This window comes from Arenimonas sp. (genome assembly GCF_019459675.1).
In the GTDB taxonomy this organism is placed as follows: Bacteria; Pseudomonadota; Gammaproteobacteria; order Xanthomonadales; family Xanthomonadaceae; genus Arenimonas.
In genome coordinates this window covers 1-13,883 of record NZ_JAIBFH010000036.1, presented here as the reverse complement: position 1 = coordinate 13,883, position 13,883 = coordinate 1, and the positions used below count along the sequence as shown (strand labels likewise).

Here is a 13,883-nt window from a genome sequence, read left to right as displayed (position 1 = left end):
CGAGACAGCGTCAGCAGGTCCTCCACCAGCTGGGTCATGCGCTGGGACTGCCGGCGCATCTCCTCCACCATCACCGCCAGGTCCGGGTGTTCCTCGGGCTCGATCATGTCCAGGTAGCCGTGCACCACCGTCAGCGGCGTGCGCAGCTCGTGCGAGACGTTGGCGACGAAGTCGCGGCGCATCTGTTCAAGCCGCATCAGCTTGGTGACGTCGCGCACCACCACCAGCCACTGCGTGGGCGAGTAGGGGATCAGCCGCAGGCTGATGCGCACCAGCGGATCGGCCGGGCTGGCCAGGTCGGTCAGCGGGTCATCGGTCTGGCCGGCGGCCAGCCAATCGCGCACGCGCTGCTGGCCGGCGAAGCTGTCGAGCAGCGGCGCGTTCAGGCTCTGCGGGTAGCGAAGGCCCAGCAGGTGCCTGGCGGTCTTGTTGAACCACACCAGCTGGCCGTCGCGGCGCTGGATGACCAGGGCCCCGTCGGGCATGGCGGTGGCCGCCTGGCGATAGGCGCGCAGCAGGCGCACGAGGCGGCGGCTGCGGGTGCGGTTCTCGGTCTGGCGGCGATGGATCAGGGTTTCCAGCGCGGCCCACAGGCCTTTGCCGTTCACCGTGCGCAGCTGCTTGCGCCAGTCCAGGAAGCGCAGGATCCGGTACAGGCGCCAGTAGGCGCGGGCCGCCAGCAGGGCGGTGGCGATGCCCAGCGCCCACCAGGGCTGGCCCAGCAGCAGGCCGATGCCGGTCGCCACGGCGTAGTAAATCAGCAGCCGGATCAAGGACTGGCGCCAGGCCGCATCCAGCAGCATCGACACGCTCATGGTCGGCTCATTGCCATCAATCAGGCCACGGATGCCGAGAATCGATAGCCCGAGCCGCGCACGGTCTGCACCCGGTCGTCGAGTTTGTACGGCTCCAGCGCCTTGCGCAGGCGGCGGATGTGCACGTCCACCGTGCGCTCTTCGACGTAAACATTGCCGCCCCAGACGTGGTCCAGCAGCTGGGTGCGCGAGTAAACGCGCTCGGCGTGGGTCATGAAGAAGTGCAGCAGGCGGTATTCGGTGGGACCCACGTGCACGGGCTGGTCGCCGGCGAACACGCGGTGGGCGGCGCCGTCGATGCGAAGCCCGGCGACCGTCACAGAACCGTCATCCTCGTCGTCGCGCGAACGCCGCATCACGGCCCGGATGCGCGCCAGCAGCTCGCGCGCCGAGAAGGGCTTGACCACGTAGTCGTCCACGCCTGACTCCAGGCCGCTGACGCGGTCGTTCTCCTCGCCCCGTGCGGTGAGCATGATGATGGGAACGTCCCGGGTGAGTTCGTCCTTGCGCCAGCGTCGGGCCAGTTCCAGGCCGCTGGTGCCGGGCAGCATCCAGTCGAGCAGGATCAGGTCGGGGACCTTTTCGGCGATGGCCGTCTGGGCTTCCCGCGAATCGCCCGCATGCACGGGCTCGTAGTCGCCCTTGCGCAGGGCGTAGGCCACCATCTCGCGGATGGCGGGTTCGTCGTCGACGATCAGGATGCGTTTTTGCACAGGGTTACCGTGTCACCGGGAGGGCCGTGGTGCAAGTAGATAAAACTTTTGTGACTGGGTCGTGACAGGCGGGCCTGGTTTGGCCTACTGGCGGTCAGGCCTCTGTTCCTCGGGGCGAATGCCCTGGCGCTGCATCTCCAGCACCACCGGTGTGATCGCGGCCATGCGGGCCTCGATGCGTGCGCGCTGGTAATAGTCGAGGTCCGTGCGCTTCATCAGGCCGGCCAGCTGGTTGAGGGCATCCACGGCCCGCCCGTTGAGGTAGGCCGTCTCGGCGTAGGCCTCGCCAGCCCGCACGATGTCCCCGGCCAGCTCGCTGGCGCGGGCGAAACTACGCTGGAAAAGGGGGTCTTCGGCGCTGGAGGCCAGCAGTGGCCGCAGCACTTCCTGGGCCCGGCGGCCCGAGGCCGGGGTGGACACTTCACCCAGCGCCTGGGCGTAGGTCAGGCGCACCGCGCGGCTGTCCGGGTGCCGGGCCAGCAGCTCGTCGAAACGCTCGCCTGCCAGGGCCTTGCGGCCCGAAATGGCCGCCGCCTCGGCCCGTGCCAGCAGCAGCCACAGGTGCTGGGGGTGGCGCAGCAGCAGGTCGTCCAGGGTGGCCTGGGCTTCGGCGGGATAGCCACCGCGCATCTGCGCCAGCGCCAGGCCATAGCGCTGGGCGTCGCTGGTGCGCGCCCCGGGTGCCCGGGCCAGGGCGCGGTACTCGCGCAGTGCGACGGCCGGGTCGTTGGCGCTGAGCACGCGCAGGCGCTCGCGGACCCAGCCGAAGTTCTCGCCCAGTCCCGCGCCCGTGTCGCCCGCCAGGCTGTAGTCGCGGGGCAGCAGCAGGCTGGCGGGCGCCCGGGACGTGGCGGAGGGCGCGGGTCGTTCGGCGACCAGTTTCTGGGCGCGCTGGCGCGTTTCGCTGATGCGCGTGGTGGTGACGGGATGGCTGCGCAGGTACTCGGGCAGCTGGTAGCCGCCGCTGTTGCCGCGGTTGGCCTTCTGCATCCGCTCGAAGAAATCGGCCATGCCGTTGGGCTCGTAGCCGGACCGGGCCAGGGTCTGGATGCCGACCCGGTCGGCTTCGGATTCGTTGGATCGGGTGTAGTCGATCTGGCGCTGGGCCATCAACGCCATGGCGCCGGTGATCGCTGCCGCCGTGGCATTGGAGCTGGAGTTGTTGCTTTCGGCGCTGCTGCTGCCGGCGGCCTGCGAAGCCGCGATGGCGCCCACCATGGCCAGCAGGATGGGAATCTGGTCCTTCTTGGCGCGCTCGACCGCACGCAGCACGTGGCGCTGGCTGACGTGGGCGATTTCATGCGCCATCACGCCGGCCACTTCGGCCTCGGTTTCGGCGGTGATCACCAGGCCGGCGTTCATGCCGATATAGCCGCCCAGGGTGGCGAAGGCGTTGATCTGGCGGTCGCGCATCATGAAGAAGGTGAACGATTGCCGGGGCGTTTCGCTGGCGGCGGCCAGGCGGAAGCCCATGGCGTGCAGCCAGTCGTCCACCAGCGGGTCGTCCAGCACCAGGCCCAGGCGGCGCAGCTCGTACAGGGTGTAGGCGCCGTACTGGGCCTCCAGCGACGGATCGATGAGCTCGCCCGCGGACGAACCGATGTCGGGCAGGTTGGCGTCCTGCGCGCTTGCGCCGCAGGCCAGCCCGACGGCAAGGCTGAGGGTGGCGAAGGGGAGCAGGATGCGCACGGCGACTCCACACAGAGGACGCCCGAGAATACCGGTTGGCCGCTGTCGCGCGGGTGAATCCCTGGTTAACGCGGGCCGCGCGCGGGCCTCAGCGTTGCGCGCCGCAGCTGGCAATGCGCCGCCACCACCGCCACACTTGCGCCACAAACGGAGAAACCACGTGCCCACCATCACGATGTACACGACCGCCGTCTGCCCGTACTGCGTGGCGGCCAAGAATTTCCTCAAGGCGCGGGGCGCCACCTGGCAGGAGGTGCGGGTGGACATCGACCTTGCCGCCCGGGCCAAGATGCTCCAGGACGCCAAGCGGACGTCGGTGCCGCAAATCTTCATTGGCGACGTCCACGTTGGCGGCTACGACGACCTGGTGGCGCTGGACCGCGCGGGCGGCCTGAAGCCGCTGCTGGAGGGCGGCGCGTGAGCGGGCCGGCCGATGACCGGGTGAAGGAATTCACCGATTTCCGCGTGCGCATGAACGAGCGCATCCTGGGCCAGGACAACCAGGTGGTGCGGCGCTTCTTCGCGCTCGACACCCAGACCTACAAGGCCGGGGCGCTTGATCTCAAGACCAAGGAGCTGCTGGGCCTGGTGGCGTCGATGGTGCTGCGCTGCGACGACTGCATCAGCTACCACATCGCCCAGTGCAAGGACGCCGGCGTGAACCGGGACGAGTTCTTCGAGGCCTTCAGCGTGGCCCTGGTGGTGGGCGGCTCCATTGTCATCCCCCACCTGCGCCGCGGCGTCGACTTCCACGACCAGCTCGAAGGCCAGGGCGCCCACGCCCCCGCCCAGCCCCCCCACGCCCACTGAACCGTCGTGCCGGACGAAGGTCGGGGGGTGGGGATGAGGGGCGATCTGGCATAATACGGCGCCTCCGGGGGCCGTCCGGCCGCCCGTACCTCTTGGAAGAACAAGCACTTATGACACAGACCATCGCGGTGATCCGTGGCGACGGCATCGGCCCGGAAATCATGGACGCCACCCTGCAGGTCCTCGACGCCATGGACCTTGGCCTGAAGTACGACTTCGTTGAAGCCGGCCTGGCCGCCTACGAGAAGCAGGGCGAGCTTCTGCCGTCCGCCACCATCGACGCCATCCACCGCCACCGCGTGGCGCTCAAAAGCCCGCTGACCACGCCGGTCGGCGAGGGCTTCAGCTCGATCAACGTCGAGCTGCGCAAGCGCTTCGACCTGTATGCCAACGTGCGCCCGGCGATCAGCTTCCCGAACACCAAGTCGCGCTACGAGAACATCGACCTCATCACCGTGCGCGAGAACACCGAGGGCGCCTACATCGGCGAGGGCCAGAACCTCACCGCCGACGGCGAGACCGCCACGCTGATCCAGCGCGTCACCCGGCGCGGCTCCGACCGCATCGTGCGCTACGCCTTCGACATGGCCCGCCGCATCGGCCGCAAGAAAGTGACGGTGGTGCACAAGGCCAACATCCTCAAGTCCACCTCGGGCCTGTTCCTGAAGGTGGCGCGCCAGGTGGCGGCCGAGTACCCGGACATCCAGTGCAACGAGATGATCGTGGACAACACCTGCATGCAGCTGGTGATGCGTCCCGAGCAGTTCGACGTCATCGTCACCACCAACCTGTTCGGCGACATCCTTTCCGACCTCTGCGCCGGCCTGGTCGGCGGCCTGGGCATGGCGCCGGGCGCCAACATCGGCACCGAGGCGGCGATCTTCGAAGCCGTGCATGGCTCGGCGCCGGACATCGCCGGCAAGGGCGTCGCCAACCCGGTGGCGCTGCTGCTGGGCGCCATCCAGATGCTCGAGCACCTGGGCAAGGTCGAGCCGGCCGCGCGCCTGCGCCAGGCCATCGTGGACACCATGGCGGCCAAGGACCAGCTGACCCCCGACCTCGGCGGCAGCGGCTCCACCCAGTCCTTCGCGCAGGCCATCGCGGCGCGCGCAGCGGGCTGAACCTGCCGCGGCGATCCAACCTGCAAGGGCGCCCACGGGCGCCCTTGCTGCTTGTGTCGACTGCCTGGGGGAGAGTTAGCGCACCACCACGGTGGTGGCCTTGTTGGCGACGATGTAGGGCTTGAGGTCTTCAACCTGGCGCAGCTTGCCGATGGCGCGCTGGGCGAACTTGGCGGTGGTGATGCGCACGTGGCAGTTCTGGAACTGCTTTTCGGGATCCTTGCCGCGCGAGCTGTAGACGATGCGGCCGTCCCGGTCCCAGCCCAGCACGAGGCGCTCCTGCAGGTTGCTGGTGCGGTAGATCCATCCCTTGAGGATGTCGGATTCGGCCATGGCCATGCGGTGTTTCCTGTCGTTGGAAAGGGCGGTCAGCGGTTGGGCAGCCAGCCCAGCGTATCGGCGTGCAGGCTCTGGAGGTAGAGCCGGTCGGCGGTTTCGGTGACGGCGGTGGTTTCAGCGTACTTGCCCGCGGGGTCCTGCAGGTCGGCCACGATGCGGCCGTCCTGCGTGAAGGCAATCACGTGGCCATAGGCCGGCGGGACGGGCCACAGGGCGCGCGGCAGGCGCATGGTGACTTTGCGCGCGAAGGGGTAGGGCGCCATCGCGTCCACCACGGCGCTGCGCGGCTTGGTGAAGCCCAGCCAGATCCGGCCGTCCAGGCCGCGCATCAGGTTGTCCGGATAGCCGGGCAGGTTGTCCAGCAGGACGCTGGCCAGGGGTGAAGGCAGGCCAATGTCCAGGTCGTTCGCGTCCACGGCGATTCGCCACACGCGGTAGCGGCCGGTTTCGGCGACCAGCAGCCAGCGGCCGTCCTGCGACAGCGCCACGCCATTGGCGAAGCTGATGCCGCGGGCCACCACGCGCAGCGACCCCGTGGCGGGGTCGTACTCGAGCACCCGACCGGTGGCGGACTGTTCCAGTATGTCGAGCAGGCTGGCTTCGAAGGTGCCGCCCCACGATGCCGCCGCGAAGCGCGTGGTGGCGTCGCTGAAGTAGATGCGGCCGTCGCTGGCCACCACCACGCCGTCGGCGAAGCCGATCGGTTCGCCCTGGAAGGCGTCCGCCAGCACCCGGGTTTCGCCGCCGGGTGAGATCGAGAGCAGGCCCTTGATGGCGTCGGCGGCGATCAGGTTGCCCGCGGCGTCGAAGTCGAACCCCAGGACGCGGCCGCCCGTATTGGCGAAGACTTCGCGACCGCTGCCGTCCGCGGCCATGCGCAGCACGTTGCCGCTGGCGACGGCGACGTACAGCCGGCCGTCCGGTCCCAGGGCCACGTGCTCGGGCCCCGTGTCCTGGCCCAGGTCGATGTGCTGCAGCCGGGCGAGGCGCTGGTTCTTCGCGTGGGGCCCGGCGTAGCCGGGGTCCGCCTGCACCCGCCACGCCACTGGTGCCACCGGGACGGGCCAAAGCGCCAGGTACGCCAACGGTGCCAGCAGCAGCGCCGCCAGGAGTTTGCTTCGACGGCGCACCGGCCGGTCTCCTTCGCAAAAAAGCGGGGCCAGCGTTGGCTGGCCCCGTGGGTTCGACGCGGCGCAGGTGCCGGGTCAGTTGCGCGACTGCAGCTTGGACAACAGGCGCAGGATTTCCAGGTACAGCCAGACCAGGGTCACCACCAGGCCGAAGGCGCCGTACCACTCCATGTACTTGGGCGCGCCCGCTTCAACGCCCGACTCGATGAAGTCGAAGTCCAGCACCAGGTTCAGCGCCGCGATCACCACCACGAAGCCGCTGAAGGCGATGCCCATCCAGCTCGATTCATGGATGAAGCCCATGCCCTGGAAGCCCAGCATGTTGGCGCCGATCTGCACCAGGTACAGCACGGCGATACCGCCGGTGGCGGCCACCACGCCCAGCTTGAAGTTCTCGGTGGCCTTGATCAGGCCGCTCTTGTAGGCCAGCAGCAGCGACGCCAGCACGCCCATGGTGAGCATCACGGCCTGCATCACGATGCCGGGGAAGCGGGATTCGAACATGGCCGAAACCGCGCCCACGAACAGGCCCTCCAGCAGCGCGTACAGCGGCGCCGTGACCGGTGACCAGGTTTTCTTGAATACCGTGACGATCGCGACGATGAAGCCGCCGATGCCGCCCACCAGCAGCCAGGGCAGCATCGCACCGGGGTTTTCCGGGCTGTACAGGCTCCAGGTGTAGGCCGCGGTGGCCACCAGCATCAGCAGCATCAGGCCGGTCTTGTTGACGGTGCCATTGAGCGACATGGTGTCGGCGCTGGCGCCGGAGACCAACTGGCCGGTGGAAACGTCGAGGAAGGCGTTCTCGTTCAGTGCAGGGTTGCCGCTGCGCATGGCAGGCTCCGGGTAGGGGATGCCCGGGATGCTAGCGAAGCCGGGGCCAGTACGCCAGCCGCGCCGGCCTCAGGGCGTGATGTCGCCGCGCAGGCGCCAGAAATGCTGCAGCACCGCCACCCGCGAATCGCCCGGGCGGTAGGCATGCAGCAGGGCGCCGTGCACGTAATCCACGGCGTCCTCGCAGGCCTCGCGCAGCGCCAGGTGCAGGCACAGGTTGGCGGCGATGGCTGAAGAAAGCGTGCAGCCGGTGCCATGGCCCTCGATCGCCAGGCGGGGGTTGGTGAACTCGGCGCGCACCTGGCCTTCGCCGAAACGGTCCACCATTTGCGGGCCGCCCGGCAGGTGGCCGCCCTTGAGAAGGACCGCGCGGGCGCCCTCGGCCAGCAGCCTGGACAGCGCGTGCTCGGCAGCGGCATCGTCCGGGATCGCCAGGTCCAGCAGCAGCTCAGCCTCGGGGATGTTCGGCGTCACCACGGTGGCCAGCGGCACCAGCCGCACCAGCAGGGCGTCCAGGGCATCGTCTTCAAGCAGCTTGGCGCCCGACGTGGCCACCATCACCGGATCGAGCACCAGCGGCGGCGCGCCGTGGAACTCCAGCGCATCGGCAACGGCGTGGATGACCTCGGCATTGGCCAGCATGCCGATCTTGACCGCGCCGATCCGGAAATCGGCGAAGCACGCGTCAATCTGGGCGCGCAGGAAGGCGACCGGCGGCACGTGCACGGCGGTGACACCGCGGGTGTGCTGGGCCGTCAGCGCGGCCACCACGCTCAGGCCGTGCAGTCCGTGCGCAGCGAAGGTCTTGAGGTCGGCCTGGATGCCGGCACCGCCGCCCGAATCGGAGCCGGCGATCGTGAGGACGGAAACGGGGCGATGGCTCACGGTGTGATCCTTGCAAGCTGGCGGTGGTGATAGACGCCGTAGATGATTCCGGTGGTGCCGGTCAGCAGGGCCGGCAGGTAAAGCGCCTGGTACTGCCATTGCGCATAAAGCAGCGCACCGATCACGCCGCCGGCCAGGAACGAAGTGATGATGACCAGGCAAAGCCAAAGCCGGCGCTGGTCCACGGGCAGCCCGCGCAGCGCATGCCCCATGCTGATGCCCAGGTCGGTGAACATGCCGCTGACGTGGCTGGTGCGGATGATGGCGCCGCTGTAGGTGGTGGCCATGGCGTTCTGAAGTCCAATGGCCACGGCGGCCAGCAGCGGGCCCAGGAAGTTGCCCTGTTCGAACAGGGGGACGCACAGCAGCAGCAGGGCCGATTCGAACGCCAGGGCAACGCCGTAGCGCCGCCCCAGCCGCAGCACGCTGTCCTTGATCAGCAGCCCGCTGAGCACCGCGCCCAGCAGGAAGGCCAGCAGCATGCCGGCCAACTGCAGGATCGAGCGCAGGTTGCCCTGCGCCAGCGCCGCACCCAGCAGGGACGTGGTGCCGGTGAGGTGGGTGATGGCCTGGTGTTCGAAGCCCAGGTAGCCCACCACGTTCACCATGCCGGCCACGCAGGCCAGGGCGGCGGCGCCAACCCAGACCCACGTGGCCAGCCGTTCGGCCATGGAACTACAGCACTTCCGAGGCGTAGTCGGCCAGGCGCGAACGCTCGCCGCGGCGCAGCGTAATGTGCGCGGAGTGAGCCCAGTTCTTGAAGCGGTCAACGGCGTAGGTCAGGCCCGAGGTGGTTTCGGTGAGGTAGGGCGTGTCGATCTGCTCGACGTTGCCCATGCAGATGATCTTCGTGCCGGGGCCGGCGCGCGTGATCAGGGTCTTCATCTGCTTGGGGGTGAGGTTCTGCGCCTCGTCCACGATCACCCAGCGGCTCAGGAAGGTGCGGCCGCGCATGAAGTTCATCGAGCGGATCTTGATGCGGCTGGCCAACAGTTCGTTGGTGGCGCCGCGGCCCCAGCTGCCGTGGTCGTCGGTGTGGGTGAGGACCTCGAGATTGTCGGTGAGGGCGCCCATCCAGGGCGTCATCTTTTCTTCCTCGGTGCCGGGCAGGAAGCCGATGTCCTCGCCTACGCTCACCGTGGCGCGGGTCATGATGATCTCGCGGTAGCGCTGCACGTCCATGGTCTGGGTGAGGCCCGCGGCCAGCGCCAGCAGGGTCTTGCCGGTGCCGGCGGTGCCCAGCAGGGTGACGAAGTCGATTTCCGGATCCATCAGCGCGTTGAACGCGAAGTTCTGCTCGCGGTTGCGCGCGTTGATGCCCCAGACCTGGTGCTGCGGGCTGCGGAAGTCGTCGACGATCTGCAGGATGGCGCGCTCGTCGTCGAGCTTGGCCACCTTCATTTCGACTTCGTCCGTGCCGGGCATGTACAGGAACTGGTTGGGATACCAGCCGTCGTCGTCGGTGCGGCGCACTTCGTAGAAGGTCCGGCCTTTCTCGGTCCAGCTGCGCAGGCTGCCTTCGTGGCGGTCCCAGAAGTCCGGGGCCAGCTCGTTGGCGCCGGTGAACAGCAGGTTGAAATCGTCGATGGCGCGGTCGTTTTCGTAGTCCTCGGCCTTCACGCCGCAGATCGAAGCCTTGATGCGCAGGTTGATGTCCTTGGACACCAGCACCACCGGCACGCCGGGGTTGTCCTCGATCACCTGGAGGATCGAGCCCAGAATCTGGTTGTCGGGCAGCACCAGGCCGAAGCGCTTGCCCACCTCCACCGGCTTGAGCTGGAACAGCAGGCGGCCGACGCTTTCATTGGCGCGCAGCTGCAGCCCCTTGGGCTGCACCAGCTTCACGCCGTCGTCGAGGTTCTGGCTGCCGTGCTCTTCGATGATCTCGTTGAGGAAGCGGCTGACCTGGCGCGCATTTCGGCTGGCTTCCGAATGACCCTTCTTGCCGTTGTCGAGCTCCTCCAGGACCATCATCGGTATGAAGACGTCGTGTTCCTCGAACTTGAACAGCGCCGTCGGGTCGTGCATCAGCACGTTGGTGTCCAGTACGTAGATCCGCTTGCTTCTAGTCATGGGGTTCTCGGCTAGGTTGGACACGTAACGCACGTCCTTGTGCACAGCAAAGCACCGCCGAAGCTCGCGGGGCGAGACGGCGGTGCGGGTTTGCCAGGGGGTGACTCACTTGTTCTTGGCGGCCTTCTGCAGCGCTTCCAGCACGGCCTGTGCGTGGCCGGCGACCTTCACTCCGCGCCAGCTCTCGGCGACGCGGCCCTCGGGATCGATCAGGAACGTGCTGCGCTCGATGCCCATCACCTTCTTGCCATACATGTTCTTCTCCTTGATGACACCGAAGGAGCGGCACACGGCTTCGTCGGCGTCGGAGATCAGGTCGAAGGCGAAACCGTGCTTGGCGCAGAAGTTCTGGTGCGACTTCACCGAGTCGCGCGACAGGCCCAGGACCTCGGCCTTGAGCTTGCGGAACTTCGGGTAAAGGGCGTTGAAGTCGATGCCCTCGGTGGTGCAGCCGGGGGTGTTGTCCTTGGGGTAGAAGTACAGCACCAGCCACTGGCCGCGGTAGTCGGCCAGGTTGGCACTGCCGCCTTGGGCCAGAGCAATGGGCAGGTCGACGATGCGGTCGCCGATGTTCACGGCAGGCGGCTCGCGCGCTCGGCCTCGAGCGCGTCGACGCGCTTCTTGAGCTGGTCTATGTAGACGAACGACGTTACACCGAAGATGAAACCCAGCACGCCAAAGAAACCGAACATCACCGACATCGCACTCTCCAGGGTCAGAACTTCATCGGATCCATGATGGCGTCGAGGTTCAAGTGGTCGCAGAACTCGAGGAAATCGTCGCGCAGCGCCGCAATGTGCATGTTGGCCGGGATGCCGATGGTGACCTGGGCCGAGAACATGTCGGCGCCGGTCTGCATGGCCCGGTAGCGCGAGCTGTGCAGGCTTTCGATGGTGATGCCCTGGCGGTCGAAGAAATCGGCCAGCTGGAACAGGATGCCGGGCTTGTCGGCCGCCACCACTTCGACGATGTACGGCAGCAGGTTGGACTGCAGTGCCCGGGGGCCGGTGCGGTACCACACCAGCTTGAAGCCTTCCTCGCGCTCGAGCCGGGTGAGCATGGCCTCCAGCTTGGCCACCGCGTCCCAGGAACCCATGGCCAGGGCCGTCACCGACACGTCGCGGCCGACGGTGGAAAGCCGTGCGTCCACCATGTTGCAGCCGCTGTCGGAAATGCGGCGGGTGACCGCCAGCAGGGGCGACTGCGGATGCGTGGTGTAGGCGCTGATCAGCAGGTGGTTTTCGTTGGTGGCGGGACGTGCTGCGGTGTCGGTCAATTCGATGTTCCGTGGCGGCGCGTCTGAAGCTGCGCGGAATGGTCCAAGCCAGCATACTTGCCGCCGCTTTCCACCCGCAAGTAACATCGGCCCCAGTCCCCGCAAGGCTCCTCCTTTGCACCTTTACGGCAGCATCACCGCCCTCGCGACCCCGTTCACGGCCGCCGGCGACATCGACTTCGACGCCTGGACCCGCCTGATCGACCGCCAGATTGCCGGCGGCAGCCGCGGCATCGTCGTGGCCGGGTCCACCGGCGAGGCCGCCGCGCTGTCCGATCCCGAGTTCTCGTCGCTGCTCGCAGCGGCGGTGGCGCAGGTGGCCGGCCGCATGGTGGTGCTTGCCGGCACGGGCCAGTCCAACACCGCCAAGACCATCGCCCAGACGGGCCTGGCCGCAGCGGGCGGTGCGGACGCCGCGCTGGTGGTGACACCCCCCTACGTGCGGCCGACCCAGGAAGGCCTGGTGGCGCACTATCGCGCGGTCGCCGAGCACGGGGGCCTGCCCGTGGTGCTCTACAACGTGCCCGGGCGCACCGGCTGCGACCTGCTGCCGTCCACGGTGGCCCAGCTTTGCCGCCATCCGGGCATCGTCGGGCTCAAAGAGGCGCGCGGCGACCGCGAGCGCTGGGAAGCGCTGTGCCCGCTGGCGGGCGATGATTTCGCACTGCTCAGCGGCGACGACCCGACGTTCGTCGGCGCCATCCTCGGCGGCGCGCGGGGGGTCATCTCGGTGGCTTCCAACGTGGTGCCGGGCACGTTCAGCCGCCTTTGCGAGCTGGCGGCAGCGGGCGAGGCGTCGGCCGCACAGGCGCTGGAAGCCCCGCTGCTGGAACTCTATGATTTCCTGGGAATCGAGCCCAATCCGATCCCGGTCAAGGCCCTGCTTTCCCGGTTCGGCATCGGCCACGGCCTGCGACTTCCGCTGCTGACCCTCTCGCCCGGGCACAATGCCCGGGCCGACGCGATGGCCGCCCTGTGCCAGCAAATCGAACACCCACGGCCCTAATCCCGCTTACCATTGCCATCGAGCCCGCGGCCAAGCCGCGGCGCCACCCAGGAGATCACCATGTCCGCGCCTTCGTCCCTTTTCCGCCCGCTTCTGATCGGCGCCGTCGCCATTGCCATGCTGTCCCAGTCAGGCTGCGCCTGGACGCGCAACAAGCTGGGCATGGACGCGAAGTACCAGGACAGTGTCCAGAACCAGCCGCTGGAGGTTCCGCCCGGCCTGGATGCGCCGCTGACCCTGGGTGCGGTCACCGTGCCCGACCTGGGCGCGAACGCCGGCTCCTCGTCCATCAGCCCCGGCGTGCCGGGCGCCGCCGCGGTGGCCAGCTTCACCCTGGCCGACAGCCCGGAAAGCGCCTGGCGCCGCATCGGCATCGCGCTGGGCAAGATCGACGGCGTCAGCAACATCGAGCCGGCGCAGGCGCTGTCCAGCTACGAGGTCACCTTCCAGGGCGCCACCATGCTGGTGCGCGCCCAGGCCAGCGACGGCCAGACCAGCGTGGTCGCCCTGGGCCCGGACGGCCAGCCGCTGGGCACCGGTCCGGCAGCGCAGCTGCTGGGACTGCTCAAGGCGCGCCTGGGCTGAGCCTGGCGCCAGCGGCAATGAAAGAGGGCGCCGCAAGGCGCCCTTTTTCATGGGGGTGCGGCGTGGGTCAGCGTTCGAGCTGGTCGAGCTTGCCGGCCTTGCCGTCCCATTCGGCCGCCTCGGGCAGGGGGTCCTTGCGGGTGGTGATCACCGGCCAGATGGCCGAGAGCTCGGCGTTGAGCGCGATGAAACCCTCCTGGCCCGCCGGCACGTCGTCTTCGGGGTAAATGGCCTTGGCCGGGCATTCGGGTTCGCACAGCGTGCAGTCGATGCACTCCTGCGGGTCGATCACCAGGAAGTTGGGGCCTTCGTGGAAACAGTCCACCGGGCAGACCTCGACGCAGTCGGTGTACTTGCAGCGGATGCAGTTTTCGATGACGACGAAGGGCATGGCGTTTCCGGAAGGCGTGTGTGGCCAGACCGTGATTCTAGCCCCGCGACGCCGCCAAGCCCAGCCTGCGGAGCGTCCGGCGCAGCCGTGGGCGGCGCAAAAAGAGGTTCTTCACCCAACTGAGTGGTTACGGTGCCGGCGCCACCGCGGAAGCGAGGGTCACTTCCTGCTCATGGCAGAGCCTTTTAAATCGCAGTAAGTGACCCTCGCTTCCAC

Annotated in this window: 18 protein-coding genes; 5 read left to right on the top strand and 13 right to left on the bottom strand. The window is 68.1% G+C overall.

All coding sequences use genetic code 11. The features are described from left to right. The 3 genes from K0M70_RS01280 to K0M70_RS01270 form a co-directional block, all read right to left on the bottom strand. Positions 1–815, bottom strand: an 815-nt coding sequence (locus K0M70_RS01280) for a phosphate regulon sensor histidine kinase PhoR (RefSeq protein ID WP_290778247.1), incomplete at its 3' end; no start/stop codon positions are given. 20 nt (positions 816–835) lie between these two features. Further along, on the bottom strand, positions 836–1,528 hold the full coding sequence (gene phoB, locus K0M70_RS01275) for a phosphate regulon transcriptional regulator PhoB (protein ID WP_290778244.1): 693 nt from the start codon (positions 1,526–1,528) through the stop codon (positions 836–838). A gap of 84 nt (positions 1,529–1,612) precedes the next feature. Next, complete coding sequence (locus K0M70_RS01270) at positions 1,613–3,217, bottom strand: M48 family metalloprotease (RefSeq protein ID WP_290778242.1); 1,605 nt, start codon at positions 3,215–3,217, stop codon at positions 1,613–1,615. 175 nt (positions 3,218–3,392) lie between these two features. Here K0M70_RS01270 and grxC point away from each other — a divergent pair, with 175 nt between their 5' ends. The 3 genes from grxC to K0M70_RS01255 all read left to right on the top strand — a co-directional run bounded on the left by grxC (position 3,393) and on the right by K0M70_RS01255 (position 5,148). Beyond that, the gene (grxC, locus tag K0M70_RS01265; RefSeq protein ID WP_290778250.1) at positions 3,393–3,638 is read left to right on the top strand and encodes a glutaredoxin 3; all 246 of its coding nucleotides are present in this window, start codon (positions 3,393–3,395) and stop codon (positions 3,636–3,638) included. Then, on the top strand, positions 3,635–4,027 hold the full coding sequence (locus K0M70_RS01260; RefSeq protein WP_290778240.1) for a carboxymuconolactone decarboxylase family protein: 393 nt from the start codon (positions 3,635–3,637) through the stop codon (positions 4,025–4,027). Before grxC ends, K0M70_RS01260 begins: the two co-directional genes overlap by 4 nt. 110 nt (positions 4,028–4,137) lie before the next feature. Further along, positions 4,138–5,148: an isocitrate dehydrogenase gene (locus tag K0M70_RS01255; protein WP_290778237.1), complete on the top strand. Its 1,011-nt coding sequence runs from the start codon at positions 4,138–4,140 to the stop codon at positions 5,146–5,148. 75 nt (positions 5,149–5,223) lie between these two features. Here K0M70_RS01255 and K0M70_RS01250 read toward each other — a convergent pair whose 3' ends face one another. From K0M70_RS01250 to K0M70_RS01210, 9 genes are all read right to left on the bottom strand, one after another. Continuing rightward, entirely contained in the window at positions 5,224–5,487 is a 264-nt protein-coding gene (locus K0M70_RS01250) for a hypothetical protein (protein ID WP_290778234.1), read from the bottom strand. 29 nt (positions 5,488–5,516) lie between these two features. Then, entirely contained in the window at positions 5,517–6,617 is a 1,101-nt protein-coding gene (locus K0M70_RS01245; RefSeq protein ID WP_290778231.1) for an SMP-30/gluconolactonase/LRE family protein, read from the bottom strand. A gap of 75 nt (positions 6,618–6,692) precedes the next feature. Then, positions 6,693–7,451: a Bax inhibitor-1/YccA family protein gene (locus K0M70_RS01240; RefSeq protein WP_290778229.1), complete on the bottom strand. Its 759-nt coding sequence runs from the start codon at positions 7,449–7,451 to the stop codon at positions 6,693–6,695. Positions 7,452–7,520: 69 nt separating this feature from the next. Next, a complete protein-coding gene (thiD, locus tag K0M70_RS01235) occupies positions 7,521–8,336 on the bottom strand; it encodes a bifunctional hydroxymethylpyrimidine kinase/phosphomethylpyrimidine kinase (RefSeq protein ID WP_290778226.1) in 816 nt (271 codons plus the stop codon). After that, a complete protein-coding gene (locus K0M70_RS01230) occupies positions 8,333–9,007 on the bottom strand; it encodes a YoaK family protein (RefSeq protein WP_290778224.1) in 675 nt (224 codons plus the stop codon). The genes thiD and K0M70_RS01230 overlap by 4 nt, the downstream gene beginning before the upstream one ends. Before the next feature lie 4 nt (positions 9,008–9,011). After that, positions 9,012–10,409, bottom strand: a complete 1,398-nt coding sequence (locus K0M70_RS01225; RefSeq protein ID WP_290778221.1) for a PhoH family protein — start codon at positions 10,407–10,409, stop codon at positions 9,012–9,014. Positions 10,410–10,514: 105 nt separating this feature from the next. Continuing rightward, a complete protein-coding gene (locus K0M70_RS01220) occupies positions 10,515–10,985 on the bottom strand; it encodes a peroxiredoxin (protein WP_290778219.1) in 471 nt (156 codons plus the stop codon). Next, complete coding sequence (locus tag K0M70_RS01215; RefSeq protein ID WP_290778216.1) at positions 10,982–11,110, bottom strand: hypothetical protein; 129 nt, start codon at positions 11,108–11,110, stop codon at positions 10,982–10,984. Before K0M70_RS01215 ends, K0M70_RS01220 begins: the two co-directional genes overlap by 4 nt. A 14-nt stretch (positions 11,111–11,124) precedes the next feature. Then, the gene (locus tag K0M70_RS01210; protein ID WP_290778213.1) at positions 11,125–11,685 is read right to left on the bottom strand and encodes a glycine cleavage system protein R; all 561 of its coding nucleotides are present in this window, start codon (positions 11,683–11,685) and stop codon (positions 11,125–11,127) included. Between the two features lie 115 nt (positions 11,686–11,800). Here K0M70_RS01210 and dapA point away from each other — a divergent pair, with 115 nt between their 5' ends. Together dapA and K0M70_RS01200 are read left to right on the top strand one after the other, a co-directional pair. Beyond that, positions 11,801–12,691, top strand: coding sequence for a 4-hydroxy-tetrahydrodipicolinate synthase (gene dapA, locus K0M70_RS01205; protein WP_290778211.1), 891 nt, complete (start codon positions 11,801–11,803; stop codon positions 12,689–12,691). A 60-nt stretch (positions 12,692–12,751) separates the two neighbouring features. Beyond that, positions 12,752–13,276 carry a hypothetical protein gene (locus K0M70_RS01200; RefSeq protein ID WP_290778208.1) on the top strand — a complete coding sequence of 175 codons (525 nt, stop codon included), beginning with the start codon at positions 12,752–12,754 and terminating at the stop codon, positions 13,274–13,276. 67 nt (positions 13,277–13,343) lie between these two features. Here the strand turns inward: K0M70_RS01200 and fdxA are convergent, their stop codons facing one another. Next, complete coding sequence (gene fdxA / locus K0M70_RS01195; RefSeq protein WP_290778205.1) at positions 13,344–13,667, bottom strand: ferredoxin FdxA; 324 nt, start codon at positions 13,665–13,667, stop codon at positions 13,344–13,346. Between the last annotated feature and the right edge of the window lie 216 nt (positions 13,668–13,883).

What these genes read in the sequence shown, in the direction of transcription:
- K0M70_RS01230 (WP_290778224.1), bottom strand. Translation starts at nt 9,007, where the DNA reads ATGGCCGAACGGCTGGCCACGTGGGTCTGGGTTGGCGCCGCCGCCCTG.
- fdxA (WP_290778205.1), bottom strand. Translation starts at nt 13,667, where the DNA reads ATGCCCTTCGTCGTCATCGAAAACTGCATCCGCTGCAAGTACACCGAC.
- K0M70_RS01225 (WP_290778221.1), bottom strand. Translation starts at nt 10,409, where the DNA reads ATGACTAGAAGCAAGCGGATCTACGTACTGGACACCAACGTGCTGATG.
- K0M70_RS01250 (WP_290778234.1), bottom strand. Translation starts at nt 5,487, where the DNA reads ATGGCCATGGCCGAATCCGACATCCTCAAGGGATGGATCTACCGCACC.
- K0M70_RS01240 (WP_290778229.1), bottom strand. Translation starts at nt 7,451, where the DNA reads ATGCGCAGCGGCAACCCTGCACTGAACGAGAACGCCTTCCTCGACGTT.
- K0M70_RS01215 (WP_290778216.1), bottom strand. Translation starts at nt 11,110, where the DNA reads ATGTCGGTGATGTTCGGTTTCTTTGGCGTGCTGGGTTTCATCTTCGGT.
- grxC (WP_290778250.1), top strand. Translation starts at nt 3,393, where the DNA reads ATGTACACGACCGCCGTCTGCCCGTACTGCGTGGCGGCCAAGAATTTC.
- K0M70_RS01200 (WP_290778208.1), top strand. Translation starts at nt 12,752, where the DNA reads ATGTCCGCGCCTTCGTCCCTTTTCCGCCCGCTTCTGATCGGCGCCGTC.
- K0M70_RS01255 (WP_290778237.1), top strand. Translation starts at nt 4,138, where the DNA reads ATGACACAGACCATCGCGGTGATCCGTGGCGACGGCATCGGCCCGGAA.